Genomic DNA, 20,523 nt, shown 5'->3' with positions numbered 1-20,523 from the left:
TGCCGGGTCTGATCAGGTGATCAGGCCACGACCTGGGCCAGCTTGCCGCTGGCGTACATCGCGGCGATCTCGGTCATCGAGATGGCCTTGATCTTCGAAGCCTGGCCTTCGCAGCCGAACTCCATGTAGCGCTGCTTGCAAACCTGCTTGGCGGCTTCGCGAGCGGGCTTGAGCCACTCGCGGGCGTCGAACTTGTCGGGGTTCTCAAACAGGAACTTGCGCACGGCACCGGTCATCGCCAGGCGGATGTCGGTGTCGATGTTGATCTTGCGCACGCCGTGCTTGATGGCTTCCTGGATTTCTTCCACGGGCACGCCGTAGGTTTCCTTCATCTTGCCGCCGTACTGGTTGATGATGGCCAGCAGCTCTTGCGGCACCGAGGATGAGCCGTGCATCACCAGGTGGGTGTTGGGGATGCGCTTGTGGATTTCCTTGACGCGGCTGATGGCCAGGATGTCGCCCGTGGGCTTGCGCGAGAACTTGTAGGCGCCGTGGCTGGTGCCGATGGCGATCGCCAGGGCGTCCAGCTGGGTGGCCTTGACGAACACGGCGGCCTCTTCGGGGTCGGTCAGCATCTGGCTGTGGTCCAGCTTGCCTTCGGCGCCGATGCCGTCTTCTTCGCCGGCTTCACCGGTTTCCAGGTTGCCCAGGCAGCCCAGTTCGCCTTCCACGGTCACGCCGACCTTGTGGGCCATCTCGACGACCTTGCGGGTCACGTCGACGTTGTAGTCGAACGAAGCCGGGGTCTTGCCGTCTTCCATCAGCGAGCCGTCCATCATCACCGAGCCGAAGCCCAGGTTGATGGCGCCTTCGCAGACCTTGGGGCTGGTGCCGTGATCCTGGTGCATCACCAGGGGGATATGGGGGTACATCTCCACCGCAGCCTGGATCAGGTGCTTGATGAAGGATTCGCCGGCGTACTTGCGGGCGCCGGCGCTGGCCTGCAGGATCACGGGGGCGCCCACTTCATCAGCGGCGGCCATCACGGCCTGGACTTGTTCCAGGTTGTTCACGTTGAAAGCCGGAATGCCGTAATTGTTTTCAGCGGCGTGATCCAGCAGCTGACGCATCGAAACGAGTGCCATGAAACCCCCAGGTAAGCGGAAACAGAAAAAATGAAACGCGCAGAACCGCATCGTTCGCGCGTTGGAACTGGGCCGAATTCTAACGAAGCCCGGCCGCCTTACCTACCCCCAGTTTCGGGCGGAGGTTTCCGGGGAGGGTTTTACTTCACCTCACACACCTTGAGCATGTTGGTGCCGCCCGGGTGGCCCATGGGCTCGCCGCAGGTGATGGCATAGGTGTCGCCCGGGCGCAGCACACCGCGCTCGACCAGCATGGCCTCGGCGTGCTTGAGCGCCTCGTCGCGGTCCGAGTAGCTGGGGATCAGCAGGGGGCGCACATTGCGGTAGAGCGCCATCTTGCGCTGTGAAATCGGCTGCGCCGTCAGGCCGAAGATGGGCACGTGGATCTTGTGCCGGCTCATCCACAAGGCGGTCGAGCCCGATTCGGTCAGCGCGATGATGGCCTTGCAGCCCAGGTGGTAGGCCGTGAACAGCGCGCCCATGGCGATCGACTGGTCGATGCGGCCGAAGGTGGTGTTGGTGAAGTCCGCATCCAGCGACACCTCTTCCGCGCCCTCGGCAGCCTGCGCGATATTGGCCATCTGCTCGACGGTCTCGATCGGGTACTTGCCGGCCGCCGTCTCGGCGCTGAGCATCACCGCATCGGTGCCGTCCAGCACGGCATTGGCCACGTCGGACACCTCGGCGCGCGTGGGCACCGGGTTGACGATCATGGACTCCATCATCTGCGTGGCCGTGATCACCACCTTGTCCATGTGGCGCGCCATCTTGATCATGCGCTTTTGCAGGGCCGGCACGGCGGCATTGCCCACCTCCACGGCCAGGTCGCCGCGCGCCACCATGATGCCGTCCGATGCCCGCAGGATGCTTTCCAGATTCGGGATCGCTTCCGTGCGCTCGATCTTGGCGATCAGCGCGGGGCGGTGCTTCCAGGGCTCGCCCGCCACATTGCACAGCTGGCGCGCCATCTCCATGTCGGTGGCACTCTTGGGGAAGGACACGGCGATGAAATCGCACTGGAAGCTCGCCGCCGTCTTGATGTCTTCCATGTCCTTGGCCGTCAGCGCTGGCGCGGTCAGCCCGCCGCCCTGCTTGTTGATGCCTTTGTTGTTGGACAGCTCGCCACCCAGCTTGACGATGGTGTGCACCGCTTCGCCCTTGACGGCCTCCACCGTCATCACGATCAGGCCGTCGTTGAGCAGCAGCGTGTCGCCGGGCTTCACGTCGCGCGGCAACTCCTTGTAATCCAGGCCCACGCCGTTGATGTCACCAAGCTCGGTGCGGCTGGCGTCCAGCACGAAGGCCTGGCCCGGCTCCAGCATCACCTTGCCTTCGGCGAATTTGCCCACGCGGATCTTGGGGCCTTGCAAGTCGGCCATGATGGCCACGACCTTGCCGACCTTGGCCGCCGCATCCCGCACGGCCTGCGCGCGGTCGATGTGGTCCTGGGCCTTGCCGTGCGAGAAATTCAGGCGCACCACATCGACCCCCGCCAGCAGCATTTTTTCGAGCACATCCGGCGTCGAGGATGCGGGACCGAGGGTGGCGACGATCTTGGTGGCACGCTGCATGGCTAAAAGCTCAACGGGTTGTCTATCTGCTTTCAGTGTCACACCAAAGCCCCTGGCTTGAAGGCCCGAAATGCATCCCCAGATCGCAAGCTTGATGCCCTGACGCAACGACCTTACACTCGGCGACACACAAATGACATCTGAAGTAATGTTGTCAAGCTGTTCAGCGCGGCGGGCCGACGGCCGAAAACGGGCACATGGGCCTTGCAGATGAGACCAACATGAAGCCAAGCACCGCGCACCGCACCATTGTTTTTTCGCACGCCAACAGCTTCCCGGCCAGCACCTACCAGGCGCTGTTCGAGGGTTGGCGCGCCGCCGGCTACGAGGTGCACGCCCTCGACAAGTTCGGCCACGACCCGCGCTACCCCGTCACCATGGACTGGCCGCACCTGGTGGTCCAGCTCAAGGATTTCATCGAGCGCGAAGTGGGCCACCCCGCCTACCTGGTCGGCCACTCGCTGGGCGGCTACCTCAGTCTGATGGCCGCCAGCCGCTACCCCCACCTGGCCCAGGGTGTGGTGGTCATGGATTCGCCCGTGTTGCACGGCTGGAAGAGCGCCGGCGTGGGCCTGGCCAAGAAACTCGGCACGCTGGACCGCGTGGTCACACCGGCCCGCATCGCCGCGCAGCGCACCCAGGAATGGGCCAGCCTGCAGGTCGCGCACGAGCACTTCTCGTCCAAGCCCAAGTTCGCCGCCTTCCACCCCCGCATCCTCAACGACTACCTGGCCCACGGCACCGAAACCCATCTGGACGGCAAGTCGCGCAGGCTGAGCTTTCGCCGCGACATCGAATCGGCCATCTACGCGTCGATGCCGCACAACCTGCTGCAGGTTTTCCGTCGCCACCCGCACCAGTGCCCGCTGGCCTTCATCGGCGGCGAACATTCGCGCGAGACCCGCAAGGTCGGCATTGAGGGCATCAAGCAACTCGTTGGGCGCAACATGTCGTGGCTCAATGGCTCGCACCTGTATCCTTTCGAGATGCCCGACCTCACCACGGCCGAGGTCTTGAAATGGCTGCAGCATTTCCAGACCCTGCCGGCCAAGGCCGCACCCGCCAACGCCTGATCAAGGCCTCATGAACCAGCCGACCACGGACACCTCGCTCGACCAGCCCATCCCCTTCGTCACCGTGACGAACTGGGTGCGTGCGGCCCGTCTGTGCGGCATCGACATCGAGGCCATCTTCCGCCAGGAAGGCATCGACACCGCCAGCCTGCATCCCGAGACCTCGACCATCTCGCGCGATGCCATGCAGCGCCTGATGCAACGCTGCGTCGAGGAAACGCGACGGGTGGGCAGCCCCCGCCACTTCCCCGTCGCGCTGGGCGAGACCTTCGCGTTCGAGTACATGTCGGACGTCGAAACCTTCATCACCACCAGCGCCACCTTGCGGGATGCCGCCCGCGCGCTGGAGTGGATCCCCCCGCTGATCAACCCCTACCTGACCTTCTCGCTGGCCGAGCACGGCAACGAAGCCCGCATCGCCCTGAATTTCAGCGTCCCGGACGAATCCTTCGAGCGCACCTGGCCGTTCACCGAGGGCGTCATCACCACCACCATCAAGTTCAGCCGCCTGTTGCTCGGTGGGCAAGCCCTGATTGGCCGCATCACGATGCGCCACCCGCGTCACGCCAACAGCGACCAGGTCGAAGCGGCCTTCCAGGCGCCTGTCGAATGGGGCGCGCCCATGGACGCCCTCTGGTTTGACCGCGCCTTGCTGGACCAGCCACTCGGTGGCGCCTTCCCGGTGCTGCATGAACAAGCCGCCCAGCGCCTGGCCCAGAAGGTCGCACAACGTACCGAAGCCCAGCCCGCGCAGGCGGGCAGCCACCAAGGCCGGCAACTGATCAAGCAGATCGAACGCGCCTTCAACGACAAACCGCGCCTCATGGGCCTGGGTCTCGAAGCACTGGCCGAAGAGCTGGGCATGCACGCCCGCACCCTGCAGCGTCGCCTCAAGGACGTCAACGACAGCCACTCCGCCATCCAGGGCCGCGTGCGCTACAAGCTGGCCCAGCAATGGCTCAAAAACGAGTCGCTCGCCATCGAAGACATCAGCGACCGCCTGGGCTTCTCCGACCGCCGCAGCTTCACCCAGGCCTTCACTCGCTGGTCTGGCGTCACGCCCAGCCAGTACCGCCGCCAACGTGGCTGAAACGCCCCTCATTCCCCGCGTTTTCCCTAGGTCAAGGCTGTCGCCAAACTTACCTTGCTGTCGCTGCTCCACATAGCGCAGATCAAGGGGGATCCCTAAAGTCTCAATCTGACAGACGCCCGTCACAACTTGTGACAACTGGAGTCCGCGGAGACAAAAACATGAGCAAGACCAAACTGACGCCGCCCCCGATCATCCCGCGTGAAAAGCTGGATTTCGACCTGGACGGCAACATCCCCAAGCACTGGCTGGACAACGACCCGTTCAAGACCCGCTTCTTCGACGCCATGTCCACCCTGTTCCCCGTGGGCGAAAAGTTCTTCATCACCTGCGTGCGTGACTTCAAGGACAAGATCACCGACCCCAAGATGCAGCAAGACATCAAGGACTTCACGCGCCAGGAAGCGCAGCACAGCATGCTGCACACCCGCTACAACGACCGCCTCAAGAAGCACGGCATCGGCGTGGACGCCATCCTCGAAGGCCAGGAAAAGCGCCTCTTCGGCATCATCCGCCAGCACTGCTCGCGCGAATTCACGCTGGGCATCACCGCGGCTTCCGAGCACATCACCGCCATCATGGCCGACTGCTTCGTTGAGCGTCCGCACATCTTCAACGGCGCCGACGAGCGCATGCGCGCCCTCTACGTCTGGCACGCCATGGAAGAGATGGAACACAAGGGCGTGGCCTACGACGTGCTGGTCGACATCGCCAAGGCCAGCTACTGGACGCGCGTCAGCTCCATGATGCTGGTGACGCTGCTCTTCCCCTACCACGTCTTCCGCATCATGAAGCACATGCTGCAGGCCGACGGCTTCACCCGCTGGCAGCGCACCAAGATCTGGGCCAAGGGCCTGTGGTGGCTGTACAAGCCCGGTGGCATCTTCCTGCCCATGCTCGGCAAGTACTTCTCTTACCTCAAGCCCGGCTTCCACCCCTGGCAAGACCCGGTCGTGCCCAGCTACGAACCCTGGGTGCGCCTGCTCAAGGAAACCGGCGACCCCATCGAAGCCGGCAACCGCCTGCATGCCGACCTGACCCAAGGCCTGGCTCACGCCTGACCCAACGCCTGTGTGACTCAATCCAAGGAGTGACATCATGAGCCCGACCACCTCCGCATCGCCCCCCATCGTCCCGCGCGAAAAGCTCGACTTCGGCCTGGATGGCGACATCCCCAAGTACTGGTTCGACAACCACCCCTTCAAGTCGCGTTTCTTCGACGCGATGTCGACCATCTTCCCCGAGGGCGAGCGCTACTTCATCTCCTGTGTGCGCGACTTCCGCGACCAGGTCACGGACCCCAAGCTGCTGCAAGAGATCAAGGATTTCATGCGGCAAGAGGGTCAGCACGGCATCGTGCACACCACCTACAACCAGCGCCTGAAGGACCAGGGCATCGACGTGGACATGCTCGAGCGCATCGAGCATCACATCCTGTTCGACATCGTGCGCAAGAAGGTGCCCAAGAAGATGACGCTGGCCGACACGGCCGCCGCCGAGCACCTCACCGCCATCATGGCGCACAGCTTCTGCGAAGACAAAACCCTGCTGGCCAACGCCGACCACCGCATGCGCGCCATGTACGCCTGGCACGCCATGGAAGAAGTCGAGCACAAGGCCGTGGCTTTTGACGTGATGCAGAAGGTCGCCAAGGTCAACTACTTCCAGCGCATCCTGGCCATGATGATCGTCACGCTGGGCTTCAACCTCCACGCCCTGCTGGTCACCCGCTACATGCTCAAGGTGGACGGCTTCAGCCGCTGGCAACGCACCAAGCTCTGGGCCAAGGGCCTGTGGTGGCTCTACCGTCCGGGTGGCCTGTTCATGTCCCTGTTCGGCCACTACATCCAATACTACAAGCCCGGCTTCCACCCCTGGCAGAACGGACAGATGCGCAGCTACAAGCTCTGGCTGGACACCTACAACCGCACTGGCGACCCCATCCAGGCCGGCGAAGCCGTGTACGCTGCCGGCGCCTGAGGGCCAACCAAGCAGTGCGCAGCAGACCAATCCGAGGCATCACGGCTTTTTCTCCACGTCCTTCCTGCCACAGCGTGATGCCTCACGCGCCACCAGGCTTCAGACGGTCGCCGTCCTGAAGCCCTGACCAGCGCCTTGTGCCATGACCCCCCCGGGTGTCGTGGCTTTTTTTCGCCTCACGCGGCAAGGTCTGCCCCTCGCAACAGGCAAGCCACGCGTTTGCCCCCGGGCAAACCGTGCAAGCCACACGCTTTCGCCCGGCTCGCGCACCTCAGAGCCCCTCGCAGCGAACCACACGCATCAAGCCCATGGCAAAGTGATCCGAAAGGTCCAGCCATGAACGCGCCCGATCTCAGCACACCCTCGTCACAACAGCCTGCGCCCACGCTGCCCATCACCGTGCGCGAAGGCCTGGACTTCGGCCTCGACGGCGACATCCCGCGCCACTGGTTCGGCGGCGACGCGTTCAAGACGCGCTTCTTCGACGCCATGTCCGTGCTCTTCCCCGAGGGCGAGCGCTTCTTCATCGCCTGCGTGCGCGACTTCAAGGACCAGCTCGACACCCCCGCGCAACGGCAGGCCATGCTGGACTTCGCCCGGCAGGAAGCCCAGCACACCAAGGTCCACAACGCCTTCAACCAGCACCTGGCGGCACAAGGCGTCAAGGTTGACAAGATCCTGGCCAACCAGCGCCAACACCTGTTCGAGCACGCACGCAAGCACCTGAGCAAGCCGCATACGCTCGCCCTCACCGCGGCGGCCGAACACCTCACCGCGCTGATGTCCCACGCCTTCATGCAAAACCGCCACCACTTCGACGACGCCGATCCCCGCGTGCGCGCCATGTATGTGTGGCACGCCATCGAGGAAGTCGAACACAAAGGCGTCGCCTTCGACATCATGCAGCAGGTGGCCAAGGTTGGTTACTGGCACCGCGTCTGGGCCCTGCTGCTGGTCAGCATCCAGTTCCCGCTCTTCGTCTTCCAGATCCTCAACCACATGCTCAAGGTTGACGGCTACCAGCGCCACCAGCGCTGGGGCATCTGGCTCAAAGGCCTGTGGTGGCTGTACAAACCCGGCGGCCTGATGGGCCCCCTGCTGTGGCCCTACCTCGCCTGGTACCGCCCCGGCTTTCACCCCTGGGACGAACCGGCCTCACCCGAATTCGCCACCTGGCTGCGCGTCATGCAACAAAGCGGCGACCCGGTTGCCGCCAGCAACGCCCTGCAGCCGCGCGCCTGATCACATCAAGAACGCAGCCGCGGCTTGCCATCTGCGCAGGCCCCGGGCGCAAGGGGCCACGGCCAAATATCAGCATCAGCACCGCGCGCCCCTCGCCCTCACGCGTCCACCATCTGCACCCATCATGAAAAAGGCCCGCCCCAACTGGAGCGAGCCTCATCGCGTAGCAACAGCGCCTCGACAGTCACCGCGCAACCAGGCGCGTTCCCCGCGATCCTGCCTATCAGCCAGCAGCGCGCTTGCTCAGGATCTCGAACGCCGGCAACGTCTTGCCTTCCAGCACCTCCAGGAAGGCCCCGCCACCGGTCGAGATGTAACCCACATCCTTCTCGATGCCGTACTTGGCGATCGCAGCCAAGGTGTCACCACCGCCGGCGATGCTGAACGCAGCCGACTCGGCAATCGCGCGCGCCACCGTCTCCGTGCCCTTCGAGAAGGCATCGAACTCGAACACCCCCATCGGGCCGTTCCACACGATCGTGCCAGCCGCCTTCAACTGCGTTGCCAGTTTGGCCGCCGTCTTGGGCCCGATGTCCAGGATCAGGTCGTCATCGGCCACATCCGTTGCAGCCTTGATCGTGGCCGGCGCATCCGCCGCAAACGTCTTGGCCACCACCACGTCCTCAGGAATCGGCACCTCGGCGCCACGCGCCTTCATGGCTTCGATCACGGCCGTCGCTTCACCCAGCAGATCCGGCTCAGCCAAGGACTTGCCGATCTTCAAACCAGCAGCCAGCATGAAAGTGTTGGCAATACCACCCCCCACGATCAGCCCATCCACATTCTTGGCCAGCGATTGCAAAATGGTCAGCTTGGTCGACACCTTCGAGCCAGCCACGATGGCCAGCAGCGGGCGCTTGGGCGCCTCCAGCGCCTTGCTGATCGCATCGATCTCAGCCGACAGCAGCGGGCCGGCACAGGCGATCTTCGCGAACTGGGCAATACCGTAGGTCGTGCCTTCCGCGCGGTGCGCCGTGCCGAACGCATCGTTGACAAAGATGTCGCACAGCGCGGCCATCTTGCGAGCCAGTTCCTCGTTGTTCTTCTTCTCGCCCTTGTTCAGGCGGCAGTTCTCGAGCAACACCACGTCGCCAGGGTTCACGCTCACGCCGTCCACCCAGTTGCTCACCAGCTTGACCTCACGGCCCATCAGCTCGCCCAGGCGCTTGGCCACCGGTGCCAGCGAATCCTCGGGTTTGAACTCGCCCTCTGTCGGACGGCCCAGGTGCGACGTCACCATCACCGCGGCGCCGGCCTTCAAGGCCATCTCGATCGCCGGCACCGACGCACGGATACGGGTGTCTTCAGTGATGTTGCCCGCATCGTCCTGCGGCACGTTCAGATCGGCGCGGATGAACACGCGCTGGCCCGCTGCTTTGCCCTGGGCCACGAGGTCTTCAAATCGGAGGATGTTCATGTTGGCTGCCGCTTCGGCTGTGAAAACGAAAGTCCAACATTGTAGAAAGGTCTGCGCGCCTTGCGCCCCCCGATTCGGTGGCCAAGGCCGATTTCCGCCCCTGGCCTGCTACCAACCACAGCCCAGTTTGAGTGCCAGGTACACCGCCATGCCCACGGCGATGGTCGTCAGCATGTCCTTGCGCCACCACGCCCACGCCGCAGCGACCGGCGCCGCCACAAAACGCGCGTCCTGCCACGTCGGCGCAAAATGCCCCTGCGTCAACAAAATCTCGGGCGCCACCACCGCCGCCAGGGCGGCCAGCGGCGCGTATTTCAGCCCACGCTCCGCCCAGCCGGGCAAACGCCATGGCCGCTCAGTCAGGAAGAACGCAGACCGGGTCACCACCGACAGCACGATCAGGCCCAGCACCGCTACCGTCATCGCCCACTCACTCATGGCCCGCACTCCCTGGAGGCCGCTTCGCGGCCCCACCACGCACGGCATCGGCCGAGTCACCCGCCGCGGGCTGGGCCCATTCCTCCATCAACAACCCCGCCGCCACGGCAGCTGCCACCGCCACCACGATGTAAAGCCGGAACGGCAGGGCATAAGCACCCACCGCCGCGCTGCCCGCCAGCCCCGCCGCCCACAAGGTCTTGCGGTCCTTGGCCAAGGTCACCAGCAAGGCCAACAAAGCCAAGGTACCCGCAAAACCCAATCCCCAGGATGTAGGCACCCATGCCGCACACAGCACCCCCAGCAGCGAAGCGATGTTCCAGCCCGACCAATTCACCAGCGCCAGGCCCAGGAAGTAAGCCATCGGCTCGACGTGCTCGCGGCTTGCCGGCGGCTTGCCACCATATCGATGCACCGCTAGCACGTAAGTCACATCGGCGGTCAGGTATCCCGCAGCCAGACGCCAGCGCAAAGGCAGGCACATCATGTGCGCCCGCATCTGCGCGCTGAAGATCACAAATCGGAGATTCACACATAGCGCGGTCAGCCACACCACCCAGATGGGCGCACCCGCCAGCATCAGCGGCACGGCCGAGAGTTGGGCACTGGCCGCAAAAACCGACAAGCTCATCAGTAGAGCAATCCCCAGCGGCAAGCCTGATTTCGTCATCGCGACGCCGGTCACCAAGCCCCAGGCCATGAGCCCGGGCATCACCCTGGCCATGTCCTTCATGCCTTGCACCCGCTGCGGATGCCGCCACAAGCGACGATCGAGCAAACTCAACTGTGACGGGGAACCGTTCATCCCGCCATTGTCACGGTATTCACCGCTTCGCGCCGCAAGGGGCGTCGGCCCGCATCAATGGGACTTGGATTTACCTTGCTTTGAGGGCTTGCTGGCCACCTCGTTATCACCCGAGTCGGCCTTGTCAGCGGTGTCTTCCTCATCATCCTTCGCTGGCGCAGAGGCCTTGGATGCCGCCTGCGGCGCGGGACGAGGCACCACGGGCACAACACCGTCCAACTTGTTGTCCCTCATGTATTCATCCATCTCACGCCACCCCGCGAAGATCGACGCCTTCTCTGCCTTCGGGTTCAGGGTGTAGCAATCCTCAATGGCACGCATGGCATGCCTGCACGCACTGCCAATCGCCTTGGCTTCAGCCTGTTGATGCTCGACCACCTTTTGTGGCGTCTCGATACCCAACTGGTCACACCCCGACAAGGCTGCGAAACAAGCCGCCCAGGCGGCAACCCGCACCAAGCGCCCCCGCCCCACAACACGGCGATGATCCAGCGCCCCATGAAGGGCTGGCAAATCAATGGAGAAAAATGAGAGGAACATGGCCGAAATAGATGAAAGCGCAGCGGGAATCCGCCCACGCCCACATGATTACGGCACTTTCTTGCGAACCTTGAAAGCCTGAAAAGCGGGCCACTCCTCCCGGAGTAAGCCGCAAAGCCTCAGTGGATCAGCCGGTCTTCGTCATCGACGAACAACTCGTCGAGGATCAAGGCATCGGGTTCCTCGCCCAAGCTCCAGAAAACAAGCAACACCAGAATCTTGAAATCATCCAATGCAACCGGCCCTCTCGGCACGGCCACCACACGGTCCAGTACCACTTCGCGCAGCAATGGCGTCAACACGCCCGCCGACTCCAGAAACTGAAGGAAGCCCAAAGCCTCCGGGCCCAATCGCTCCAGTTCCTGCTCGGCGAAAACCCGCGAGGCCCTGTCAGACGGCGCCACGACGGCATCGTGAGTCACGGTCTGCAAGCCGTCCAACCACGCCAACGCCTCGCTGATCTCTTCCTCCTCGAAACCGACGGCAGAGAGCTTGCGCACCAGCAGATCCGACTCTGGGCAAGCGTCAGGACGCCAGTAATGTTCGTAGAGATAGACCAGTACATCAAACATGGAATCACTATAACTTAAGCCGAATGGACACGCATGTGCATTGCCCCCCAGACCGTGCACAAGCGCCGCGGCTGGGGCCCCGGACTCAAACCGCCAACGACAACCGAAAACCCACCAATGACAAGCCGGAAGAAACAGAAGCCCCTTCGAGCGCGGCAATCTTCTCGGTCCTGAAACGACAAAAGCCCCTGCTTTCGCAGGGGCTTTGATCGCTATAGGTAGCCTGACGATGTCCTACTTTCACACGGGCATCCGCACTATCATCGGCGCTGAGTCGTTTCACTGTCCTGTTCGGGATGGGAAGGAGTGGGACCAACTCGCTATGGTCATCAGGCTTAAAACGTTACCTGTGCCAGGCAGGGCCTGGCGCAGTCAATTCGAAGAGTCGATTATCAGCGCTTTTGACAGCGTATCTTGATTGCGCGTCACAGAGAATCACCCAGAGTTTGGGGATCCATCGATATAACGTATTGGTATTCAAACAGTCCGAACCGTCTGGTACTGATTGCTCAGTTTTCCAGCACAGATCCATCAAAGTTATAGGGTCAAGCCGCACGGGCAATTAGTATTGGTTAGCTTAACGCATTACTGCGCTTCCACACCCAACCTATCAACGTCGTGGTCTACAACGACCCTTCAGGGGGCTCAAGGCCCCGGCAAGACTCATCTTGAGACGAGTTTCCCGCTTAGATGCTTTCAGCGGTTATCTCTTCCACACTTAGCTACTCGGCAATGCCACTGGCGTGACAACCGATACACCAGAGGTGTGTCCACTCCGGTCCTCTCGTACTAGGAGCAGGCTCTCTCAATCTTGCAGCGCCCACGGAAGATAGGGACCAAACTGTCTCACGACGTTTTAAACCCAGCTCACGTACCTCTTTAAATGGCGAACAGCCATACCCTTGGGACCGGCTACAGCCCCAGGATGAGATGAGCCGACATCGAGGTGCCAAACACCGCCGTCGATATGAACTCTTGGGCGGTATCAGCCTGTTATCCCCAGAGTACCTTTTATCCGTTGAGCGATGGCCCTTCCATACAGAACCACCGGATCACTTAGTCCTAGTTTCCTACCTGCTCGACTTGTCAGTCTCGCAGTCAAGCACGCTTATGCCTATGCACTATCAGCACGATTTCCGACCGTGCCTAGCGTACCTTCGAACTCCTCCGTTACACTTTGGGAGGAGACCGCCCCAGTCAAACTGCCCACCATACACTGTCCCCAACCCGGATAACGGGCCAAGGTTAGAACCTCAAACACACCAGGGTGGTATTTCAACGTCGGCTCCACACAAACTAGCGTTCATGCTTCAAAGCCTCCCACCTATCCTACACAGATCTGTTCAAAGTCCAATGTAAAGCTACAGTAAAGGTTCATGGGGTCTTTCCGTCTTTCCGCGGGGAGATTGCATCATCACAAACATTTCAACTTCGCTGAGTCTCTGGAGGAGACAGTGTGGCCATCATTACGCCATTCGTGCAGGTCGGAACTTACCCGACAAGGAATTTCGCTACCTTAGGACCGTTATAGTTACGGCCGCCGTTTACTGGGACTTCGATCAAGAGCTTGCACCCCATCAATTAATCTTCCAGCACCGGGCAGGCGTCACACCCTATACGTCGACTTTCGTCTTTGCAGAGTGCTGTGTTTTTATTAAACAGTTGCAGCCACCGATTCTCTGCGACCTCATTGGGCTCCCCAAGTAAATGGTTCACCTACTAAAGGCACACCTTCTTCCGAAGTTACGGTGTCAATTTGCCGAGTTCCTTCTCCAGAGTTCTCTCAAGCGCCTTAGAATACTCATCTCGCGCACCAGTGTCGGTTTGCGGTACGGTCGTCTATAGCTGAAGCTTAGTGGCTTTTCCTGGAAGCAGGGTATCACTCACTTCGGCTGCAAGCAGCCTCGTTATCACCCCTCATCTAAGCCCGGCGGATTTGCCTACCAGGCACGACTACAGGCTTGAACCAACATATCCAACAGTTGGCTGAGCTAACCTTCTCCGTCCCCACATCGCACTATAGATCGGTACAGGAATATTAACCTGTTTCCCATCAGCTACGCATCTCTGCCTCGCCTTAGGGGCCGACTCACCCTACGCCGATGAACGTTGCGTAGGAAACCTTGCGCTTTCGGCGAGGGGGCTTTTCACCCCCTTTAACGCTACTCATGTCAGCATTCGCACTTCTGATACCTCCAGCATCCTTCTCAAGACACCTTCTCAGGCTTACAGAACGCTCTCCTACCACTCACAGTAAACTGTGAATCCGCAGCTTCGGTAACTGGCTTAGCCCCGTTACATCTTCCGCGCAGGACGACTCGATCAGTGAGCTATTACGCTTTCTTTAAATGATGGCTGCTTCTAAGCCAACATCCTGACTGTTTTAGCCTTCCCACTTCGTTTCCCACTTAGCCAATTTTAGGGACCTTAGCTGGCGGTCTGGGTTGTTTCCCTCTTGAGTCCGGACGTTAGCACCCGGTGCTCTGTCTCCCAAGCTGTACTCATCGGTATTCGGAGTTTGCATAGGTTTGGTAAGTCGCCATGACCCCCTAGCCTAAACAGTGCTCTACCCCCGATGGTAATACTTGAGGCACTACCTAAATAGTTTTCGGAGAGAACCAGCTATTTCCAAGTTTGTTTAGCCTTTCACCCCTATCCACAGCTCATCCGCTAGTTTTGCAACACTAGTCGGTTCGGACCTCCAGTGCGTGTTACCGCACCTTCATCCTGGCCATGGATAGATCACTTGGTTTCGGGTCTACACCCAGCGACTAGACGCCCTGTTCGGACTCGGTTTCCCTTCGCCTTCCCTATTCGGTTAAGCTTGCCACTGAATGTAAGTCGCTGACCCATTATACAAAAGGTACGCCGTCACCCGTTTCCAGGCTCCGACTTTTTGTATGCATGCGGTTTCAGGATCTATTTCACTCCCCTCCCGGGGTTCTTTTCGCCTTTCCCTCACGGTACTTGTTCACTATCGGTCGATTACGAGTATTTAGCCTTGGAGGATGGTCCCCCCATCTTCAGACAGGATTTCTCGTGTCCCGCCCTACTTATCGTCCACTCAGTTCCACACCAAACTTTTCTCATACGGGGCTATCACCCACTATGGCCAGCGTTTCCAAGCTGTTTTGATAAGTTCGATGCTAAAGAGGACTAGGCTCTTCCGATTTCGCTCGCCACTACTTTCGGAATCTCGGTTGATGTCTTTTCCTCGAGCTACTTAGATGTTTCAGTTCACTCGGTTCGCCTCGCATACCTATGTATTCAGTATGCGATACCCTTGCGGGTGGGTTTCCCCATTCGGATATCTCCGGATCAAAGCTAATTTGCCAGCTCCCCGAAGCTTTTCGCAGGCTATCACGTCCTTCATCGCCTGTAATCGCCAAGGCATCCACCACATGCACTTAGTCACTTGACCCTATAACTTTGACGCCCAATGCTAAGAGCGTCGGTCAAGGACTGTTTGAGCGCCACATACCGGTTTAAGTATGTGACTTCGCGTTATGCCGATCATTCATATCTTTCAATGAATGTCTGTTTTGACGCAATCAAGATCATTGCTGACGGCACGGTGTACATCGAAGTACTTTCCGCCAGCAATGCTGATTATTTCGACTCTACGAATTGTTAAAGAGCATTTGCAGTTCAACTGCAAACCTTAATATCCCAACAGCGCGCCGCTGCCAGACCTTAAGGTTTGCTTTCAAACCTTGCTAAAAAGAGTGGGTGGTGGAGGATGACGGGATCGAACCGACGACCCCCTGCTTGCAAAGCAGGTGCTCTCCCAGCTGAGCTAATCCCCCGTTTGAGAATCGCTTGCCTGATCTTTCATCAATCAGATTCGCTATCTTGGGTAAGTTGGTGGGTCTGGTTGGATTCGAACCAACGACCCCCGCCTTATCAAGACGGTGCTCTAACCGACTGAGCTACAGACCCAACTGTCTTCACTCTTCTTGCTCAATCAACAGCCGATAAGTGTGGGTGCTTGAATTCAATCAGCTACTGTTTATGTCTTGGCATCTGCTCACAACCCGAAGGCTGCGGTAATGACCAAGCATTTTCCAGAAAGGAGGTGATCCAGCCGCACCTTCCGATACGGCTACCTTGTTACGACTTCACCCCAGTCACGAACCCTGCCGTGGTAATCGCCCTCCTTGCGGTTAGGCTAACTACTTCTGGCAGAACCCGCTCCCATGGTGTGACGGGCGGTGTGTACAAGACCCGGGAACGTATTCACCGCGGCAAGCTGATCCGCGATTACTAGCGATTCCGACTTCACGCAGTCGAGTTGCAGACTGCGATCCGGACTACGACCGGTTTTCTGGGATTGGCTCCCCCTCGCGGGTTGGCAGCCCTCTGTACCGGCCATTGTATGACGTGTGTAGCCCTACCCATAAGGGCCATGAGGACCTGACGTCATCCCCACCTTCCTCCGGTTTGTCACCGGCAGTCTCATTAGAGTGCCCTTTCGTAGCAACTAATGACAAGGGTTGCGCTCGTTGCGGGACTTAACCCAACATCTCACGACACGAGCTGACGACGGCCATGCAGCACCTGTGTTCAAGTTCTCTTTCGAGCACTTCCACATCTCTGCAGAATTCTTGACATGTCAAGGGTAGGTAAGGTTTTTCGCGTTGCATCGAATTAAACCACATCATCCACCGCTTGTGCGGGTCCCCGTCAATTCCTTTGAGTTTCAACCTTGCGGCCGTACTCCCCAGGCGGTCAACTTCACGCGTTAGCTTCGTTACTGAACAGCAAGCCGTCCAACAACCAGTTGACATCGTTTAGGGCGTGGACTACCAGGGTATCTAATCCTGTTTGCTCCCCACGCTTTCGTGCATGAGCGTCAGTACAGGCCCAGGGGATTGCCTTCGCCATCGGTGTTCCTCCGCATATCTACGCATTTCACTGCTACACGCGGAATTCCATCCCCCTCTGCCGTACTCTAGCCTTGCAGTCACAAAGGCAGTTCCCAGGTTGAGCCCGGGGATTTCACCTCTGTCTTGCAAAGCCGCCTGCGCACGCTTTACGCCCAGTAATTCCGATTAACGCTCGCACCCTACGTATTACCGCGGCTGCTGGCACGTAGTTAGCCGGTGCTTATTCTTCAGGTACCGTCATCCTCCCGGGGTATTAGCCCAGAAGATTTCTTCCCTGACAAAAGCAGTTTACAACCCGAAGGCCTTCTTCCTGCACGCGGCATTGCTGGATCAGGCTTGCGCCCATTGTCCAAAATTCCCCACTGCTGCCTCCCGTAGGAGTCTGGGCCGTGTCTCAGTCCCAGTGTGGCTGGTCGTCCTCTCAGACCAACTACAGATCGTTGCCTTGGTAGGCCTTTACCCCACCAACTAGCTAATCTGATATCGGCCGCTCCAATAGCGCGAGGTCTTGCGATCCCCCGCTTTCACCCTCAGGTCGTATGCGGTATTAATCCGGCTTTCGCCGGGCTATCCCCCACTACTGGGCACGTTCCGATATATTACTCACCCGTTCGCCACTCGCCGCCAGGATTGCTCCCGCGCTGCCGTTCGACTTGCATGTGTAAGGCATGCCGCCAGCGTTCAATCTGAGCCAGGATCAAACTCTTCAGTTCAATCTCTGTTTAAAACTCACTCACTAAACGGAATTGAAGTGAACTTCACTACAAGTGAATTTCATTTCTTCATCTATCCATGAGTGTTTGGTCTCAAGACAAGTCCTAAGACCTGCTGATCTACTCCAAACACCCACGCTTATCGGCTGTTAATTTTTAAAGAACGTTGCTGATGCGTCATCAGCACAGAAGCGAGATTATCACTCGCTTTTGCTTATCTTGTCAAGCACCAGCGCAACTTTTTTTGCTTCGCCTTGCTGCCAACACTGGCGATCATGCTTGATCTACCAAGTTCGCCCAAAGCGCTGGAGCCTCACAGGAGAAGCAAGCGCGCACCAGGATCTCACAATCCGGCGTTCGCCTGTCACACCCTAGAGAAGACAAAGCCCCTGCTTTCGCAGGGGCTTTGATCGCTATAGGTAGCCTGACGATGTCCTACTTTCACACGGGCATCCGCACTATCATCGGCGCTGAGTCGTTTCACTGTCCTGTTCGGGATGGGAAGGAGTGGGACCAACTCGCTATGGTCATCAGGCTTAAAACGTTACCTGTGCCAGGCAGGGCCTGGCGCAGTCAATTCGAAGAGTCGATTATCAGCGCTTTTGACAGCGTATCTTGATTGCGCGTCACAGAGAATCACCCAGAGTTTGGGGATCCATCGATATAACGTATTGGTATTCAAACAGTCCGAACCGTCTGGTACTGATTGCTCAGTTTTCCAGCACAGATCCATCAAAGTTATAGGGTCAAGCCGCACGGGCAATTAGTATTGGTTAGCTTAACGCATTACTGCGCTTCCACACCCAACCTATCAACGTCGTGGTCTACAACGACCCTTCAGGGGGCTCAAGGCCCCGGCAAGACTCATCTTGAGACGAGTTTCCCGCTTAGATGCTTTCAGCGGTTATCTCTTCCACACTTAGCTACTCGGCAATGCCACTGGCGTGACAACCGATACACCAGAGGTGTGTCCACTCCGGTCCTCTCGTACTAGGAGCAGGCTCTCTCAATCTTGCAGCGCCCACGGAAGATAGGGACCAAACTGTCTCACGACGTTTTAAACCCAGCTCACGTACCTCTTTAAATGGCGAACAGCCATACCCTTGGGACCGGCTACAGCCCCAGGATGAGATGAGCCGACATCGAGGTGCCAAACACCGCCGTCGATATGAACTCTTGGGCGGTATCAGCCTGTTATCCCCAGAGTACCTTTTATCCGTTGAGCGATGGCCCTTCCATACAGAACCACCGGATCACTTAGTCCTAGTTTCCTACCTGCTCGACTTGTCAGTCTCGCAGTCAAGCACGCTTATGCCTATGCACTATCAGCACGATTTCCGACCGTGCCTAGCGTACCTTCGAACTCCTCCGTTACACTTTGGGAGGAGACCGCCCCAGTCAAACTGCCCACCATACACTGTCCCCAACCCGGATAACGGGCCAAGGTTAGAACCTCAAACACACCAGGGTGGTATTTCAACGTCGGCTCCACACAAACTAGCGTTCATGCTTCAAAGCCTCCCACCTATCCTACACAGATCTGTTCAAAGTCCAATGTAAAGCTACAGTAAAGGTTCATGGGGTCTTTCCGTCTTTCCGCGGGGAGATTGCATCATCACAAACATTTCAACTTCGCTGAGTCTCTGGAGGAGACAGTGTGGCCATCATTACGCCATTCGTGCAGGTCGGAACTTACCCGACAAGGAATTTCGCTACCTTAGGACCGTTATAGTTACGGCCGCCGTTTACTGGGACTTCGATCAAGAGCTTGCACCCCATCAATTAATCTTCCAGCACCGGGCAGGCGTCACACCCTATACGTCGACTTTCGTCTTTGCAGAGTGCTGTGTTTTTATTAAACAGTTGCAGCCACCGATTCTCTGCGACCTCATTGGGCTCCCCAAGTAAATGGTTCACCTACTAAAGGCACACCTTCTTCCGAAGTTACGGTGTCAATTTGCCGAGTTCCTTCTCCAGAGTTCTCTCAAGCGCCTTAGAATACTCATCTCGCGCACCAGTGTCGGTTTGCGGTACGGTCGTCTATAGCTGAAGCTTAGTGGCTTTTCCTGGAAGCAGGGTATCACTCACTTCGGCTGCAAGCAGCCTCGTTATCACCCCTCATCTAAGCCCGGCGGATTTGCCTACCAGGCACGACTACAGGCTTGAACCAACATATCCAACAGTTGGCTGAGCTAACCTTCTCCGTCCCCACATCGCACTATAGATCGGTACAGGAATATTAACCTGTTTCCCATCAGCTACGCATCTCTGCCTCGCCTTAGGGGCCGACTCACCCTACGCCGATGAACGTTGCGTAGGAAACCTTGCGCTTTCGGCGAGGGGGCTTTTCACCCCCTTTAACGCTACTCATGTCAGCATTCGCACTTCTGATACCTCCAGCATCCTTCTCAAGACACCTTCTCAGGCTTACAGAACGCTCTCCTACCACTCACAGTAAACTGTGAATCCGCAGCTTCGGTAACTGGCTTAGCCCCGTTACATCTTCCGCGCAGGACGACTCGATCAGTGAGCTATTACGCTTTCTTTAAATGATGGCTGCTTCTAAGCCAACATCCTGACTGTTTTAGCCTTCCCACTTCGTTTCCCACTTAGCCAATTTTAGGGACCTTAGCTGGCGGTCTGGGTTGTTTCCCTCTTGAGTCCGGACGTTAGCACCCGGTGCTCTGTCTCCCAAGCTGTACTCATCGGTATTCGGAGTTTGCATAGGTTTGGTAAGTCGCCATGACCCCCTAGCCTAAACAGTGCTCTACCCCCGATGGTAATACTTGAGGCACTACCTAAATAGTTTTCGGAGAGAACCAGCTATTTCCAAGTTTGTTTAGCCTTTCACCCCTATCCACAGCTCATCCGCTAGTTTTGCAACACTAGTCGGTTCGGACCTCCAGTGCGTGTTACCGCACCTTCATCCTGGCCATGGATAGATCACTTGGTTTCGGGTCTACACCCAGCGACTAGACGCCCTGTTCGGACTCGGTTTCCCTTCGCCTTCCCTATTCGGTTAAGCTTGCCACTGAATGTAAGTCGCTGACCCATTATACAAAAGGTACGCCGTCACCCGTTTCCAGGCTCCGACTTTTTGTATGCATGCGG

At 58.7% G+C, this 20,523-nt stretch carries 12 protein-coding genes, 2 tRNA genes and 5 rRNA genes (1 of these 19 cut by a window edge); 5 read left to right on the top strand and 14 right to left on the bottom strand.

The window, feature by feature from the left end:
* Positions 1-20: 20 nt before the first annotated feature.
* Both fba and pyk read right to left on the bottom strand, forming a co-directional pair.
* Complete coding sequence (gene fba, locus JY96_RS13045; RefSeq protein ID WP_035038028.1) at positions 21-1,085, bottom strand: class II fructose-bisphosphate aldolase; 1,065 nt, start codon at positions 1,083-1,085, stop codon at positions 21-23.
* A gap of 140 nt (positions 1,086-1,225) precedes the next feature.
* Positions 1,226-2,656 (bottom strand): pyruvate kinase, encoded by a 1,431-nt coding sequence (gene pyk / locus JY96_RS13040; RefSeq protein ID WP_035038026.1) that lies wholly within the window; start codon positions 2,654-2,656, stop codon positions 1,226-1,228.
* Between the two features lie 221 nt (positions 2,657-2,877).
* On the opposite strand from pyk, the gene JY96_RS13035 reads away from it, so the two are divergent.
* The 5 genes from JY96_RS13035 (at position 2,878) to JY96_RS13015 (ending at position 8,041) form a co-directional block, all read left to right on the top strand.
* Positions 2,878-3,729, top strand: a complete 852-nt coding sequence (locus JY96_RS13035; protein WP_035042650.1) for an alpha/beta hydrolase — start codon at positions 2,878-2,880, stop codon at positions 3,727-3,729.
* A 10-nt stretch (positions 3,730-3,739) separates the two neighbouring features.
* Positions 3,740-4,819: an AraC family transcriptional regulator gene (locus tag JY96_RS22300; protein ID WP_052162480.1), complete on the top strand. Its 1,080-nt coding sequence runs from the start codon at positions 3,740-3,742 to the stop codon at positions 4,817-4,819.
* 161 nt (positions 4,820-4,980) lie between these two features.
* Positions 4,981-5,880, top strand: coding sequence for a metal-dependent hydrolase (locus JY96_RS13025; protein WP_052162479.1), 900 nt, complete (start codon positions 4,981-4,983; stop codon positions 5,878-5,880).
* Positions 5,881-5,917: 37 nt separating this feature from the next.
* The gene (locus JY96_RS13020; RefSeq protein ID WP_035038024.1) at positions 5,918-6,799 is read left to right on the top strand and encodes a metal-dependent hydrolase; all 882 of its coding nucleotides are present in this window, start codon (positions 5,918-5,920) and stop codon (positions 6,797-6,799) included.
* A 336-nt stretch (positions 6,800-7,135) separates the two neighbouring features.
* The gene (locus JY96_RS13015) at positions 7,136-8,041 is read left to right on the top strand and encodes a metal-dependent hydrolase (RefSeq protein WP_052162478.1); all 906 of its coding nucleotides are present in this window, start codon (positions 7,136-7,138) and stop codon (positions 8,039-8,041) included.
* Between the two features lie 223 nt (positions 8,042-8,264).
* Here JY96_RS13015 and JY96_RS13010 read toward each other — a convergent pair whose 3' ends face one another.
* The 12 genes from JY96_RS13010 to JY96_RS12955 all read right to left on the bottom strand — a co-directional run.
* Positions 8,265-9,458, bottom strand: a complete 1,194-nt coding sequence (locus JY96_RS13010) for a phosphoglycerate kinase (protein ID WP_035038022.1) — start codon at positions 9,456-9,458, stop codon at positions 8,265-8,267.
* 108 nt (positions 9,459-9,566) lie between these two features.
* A complete protein-coding gene (locus tag JY96_RS13005) occupies positions 9,567-9,896 on the bottom strand; it encodes an AzlD domain-containing protein (protein ID WP_035038020.1) in 330 nt (109 codons plus the stop codon).
* Positions 9,889-10,701, bottom strand: a complete 813-nt coding sequence (locus tag JY96_RS13000; RefSeq protein ID WP_081961235.1) for an AzlC family ABC transporter permease — start codon at positions 10,699-10,701, stop codon at positions 9,889-9,891. Before JY96_RS13000 ends, JY96_RS13005 begins: the two co-directional genes overlap by 8 nt.
* Positions 10,702-10,755: 54 nt before the next feature.
* Positions 10,756-11,103 (bottom strand): hypothetical protein, encoded by a 348-nt coding sequence (locus JY96_RS22295; RefSeq protein WP_235333916.1) that lies wholly within the window; start codon positions 11,101-11,103, stop codon positions 10,756-10,758.
* 257 nt (positions 11,104-11,360) lie between these two features.
* The gene (locus JY96_RS12990; protein WP_035038019.1) at positions 11,361-11,813 is read right to left on the bottom strand and encodes a DUF494 family protein; all 453 of its coding nucleotides are present in this window, start codon (positions 11,811-11,813) and stop codon (positions 11,361-11,363) included.
* A gap of 221 nt (positions 11,814-12,034) precedes the next feature.
* Positions 12,035-12,147: ribosomal RNA gene (gene rrf / locus JY96_RS12985) — 5S ribosomal RNA — on the bottom strand.
* Between the two features lie 207 nt (positions 12,148-12,354).
* Positions 12,355-15,234, bottom strand: a 23S ribosomal RNA gene (locus JY96_RS12980).
* Between the two features lie 309 nt (positions 15,235-15,543).
* Positions 15,544-15,619 (bottom strand) — tRNA-Ala (locus JY96_RS12975).
* Positions 15,620-15,675: 56 nt separating this feature from the next.
* Positions 15,676-15,752 (bottom strand) — tRNA-Ile (locus tag JY96_RS12970).
* 129 nt (positions 15,753-15,881) lie between these two features.
* Positions 15,882-17,412 (bottom strand): 16S ribosomal RNA (locus JY96_RS12965).
* Positions 17,413-17,834: 422 nt separating this feature from the next.
* Positions 17,835-17,947: ribosomal RNA gene (rrf, locus tag JY96_RS12960) — 5S ribosomal RNA — on the bottom strand.
* A gap of 207 nt (positions 17,948-18,154) precedes the next feature.
* Positions 18,155-20,523 (bottom strand): 23S ribosomal RNA (locus JY96_RS12955) (it continues 511 nt past the right edge of the window).
* The 16S, 23S and 5S rRNA genes sit together here with 2 tRNA genes alongside, the layout of an rRNA operon.

This window comes from Aquabacterium sp. NJ1 (assembly GCF_000768065.1).
Lineage (GTDB): Bacteria > Pseudomonadota > Gammaproteobacteria > Burkholderiales > Burkholderiaceae_C > Aquabacterium.
Note: the sequence above shows the minus strand (reverse complement) of the source record. Positions and strands in the feature narration are given on the sequence as shown.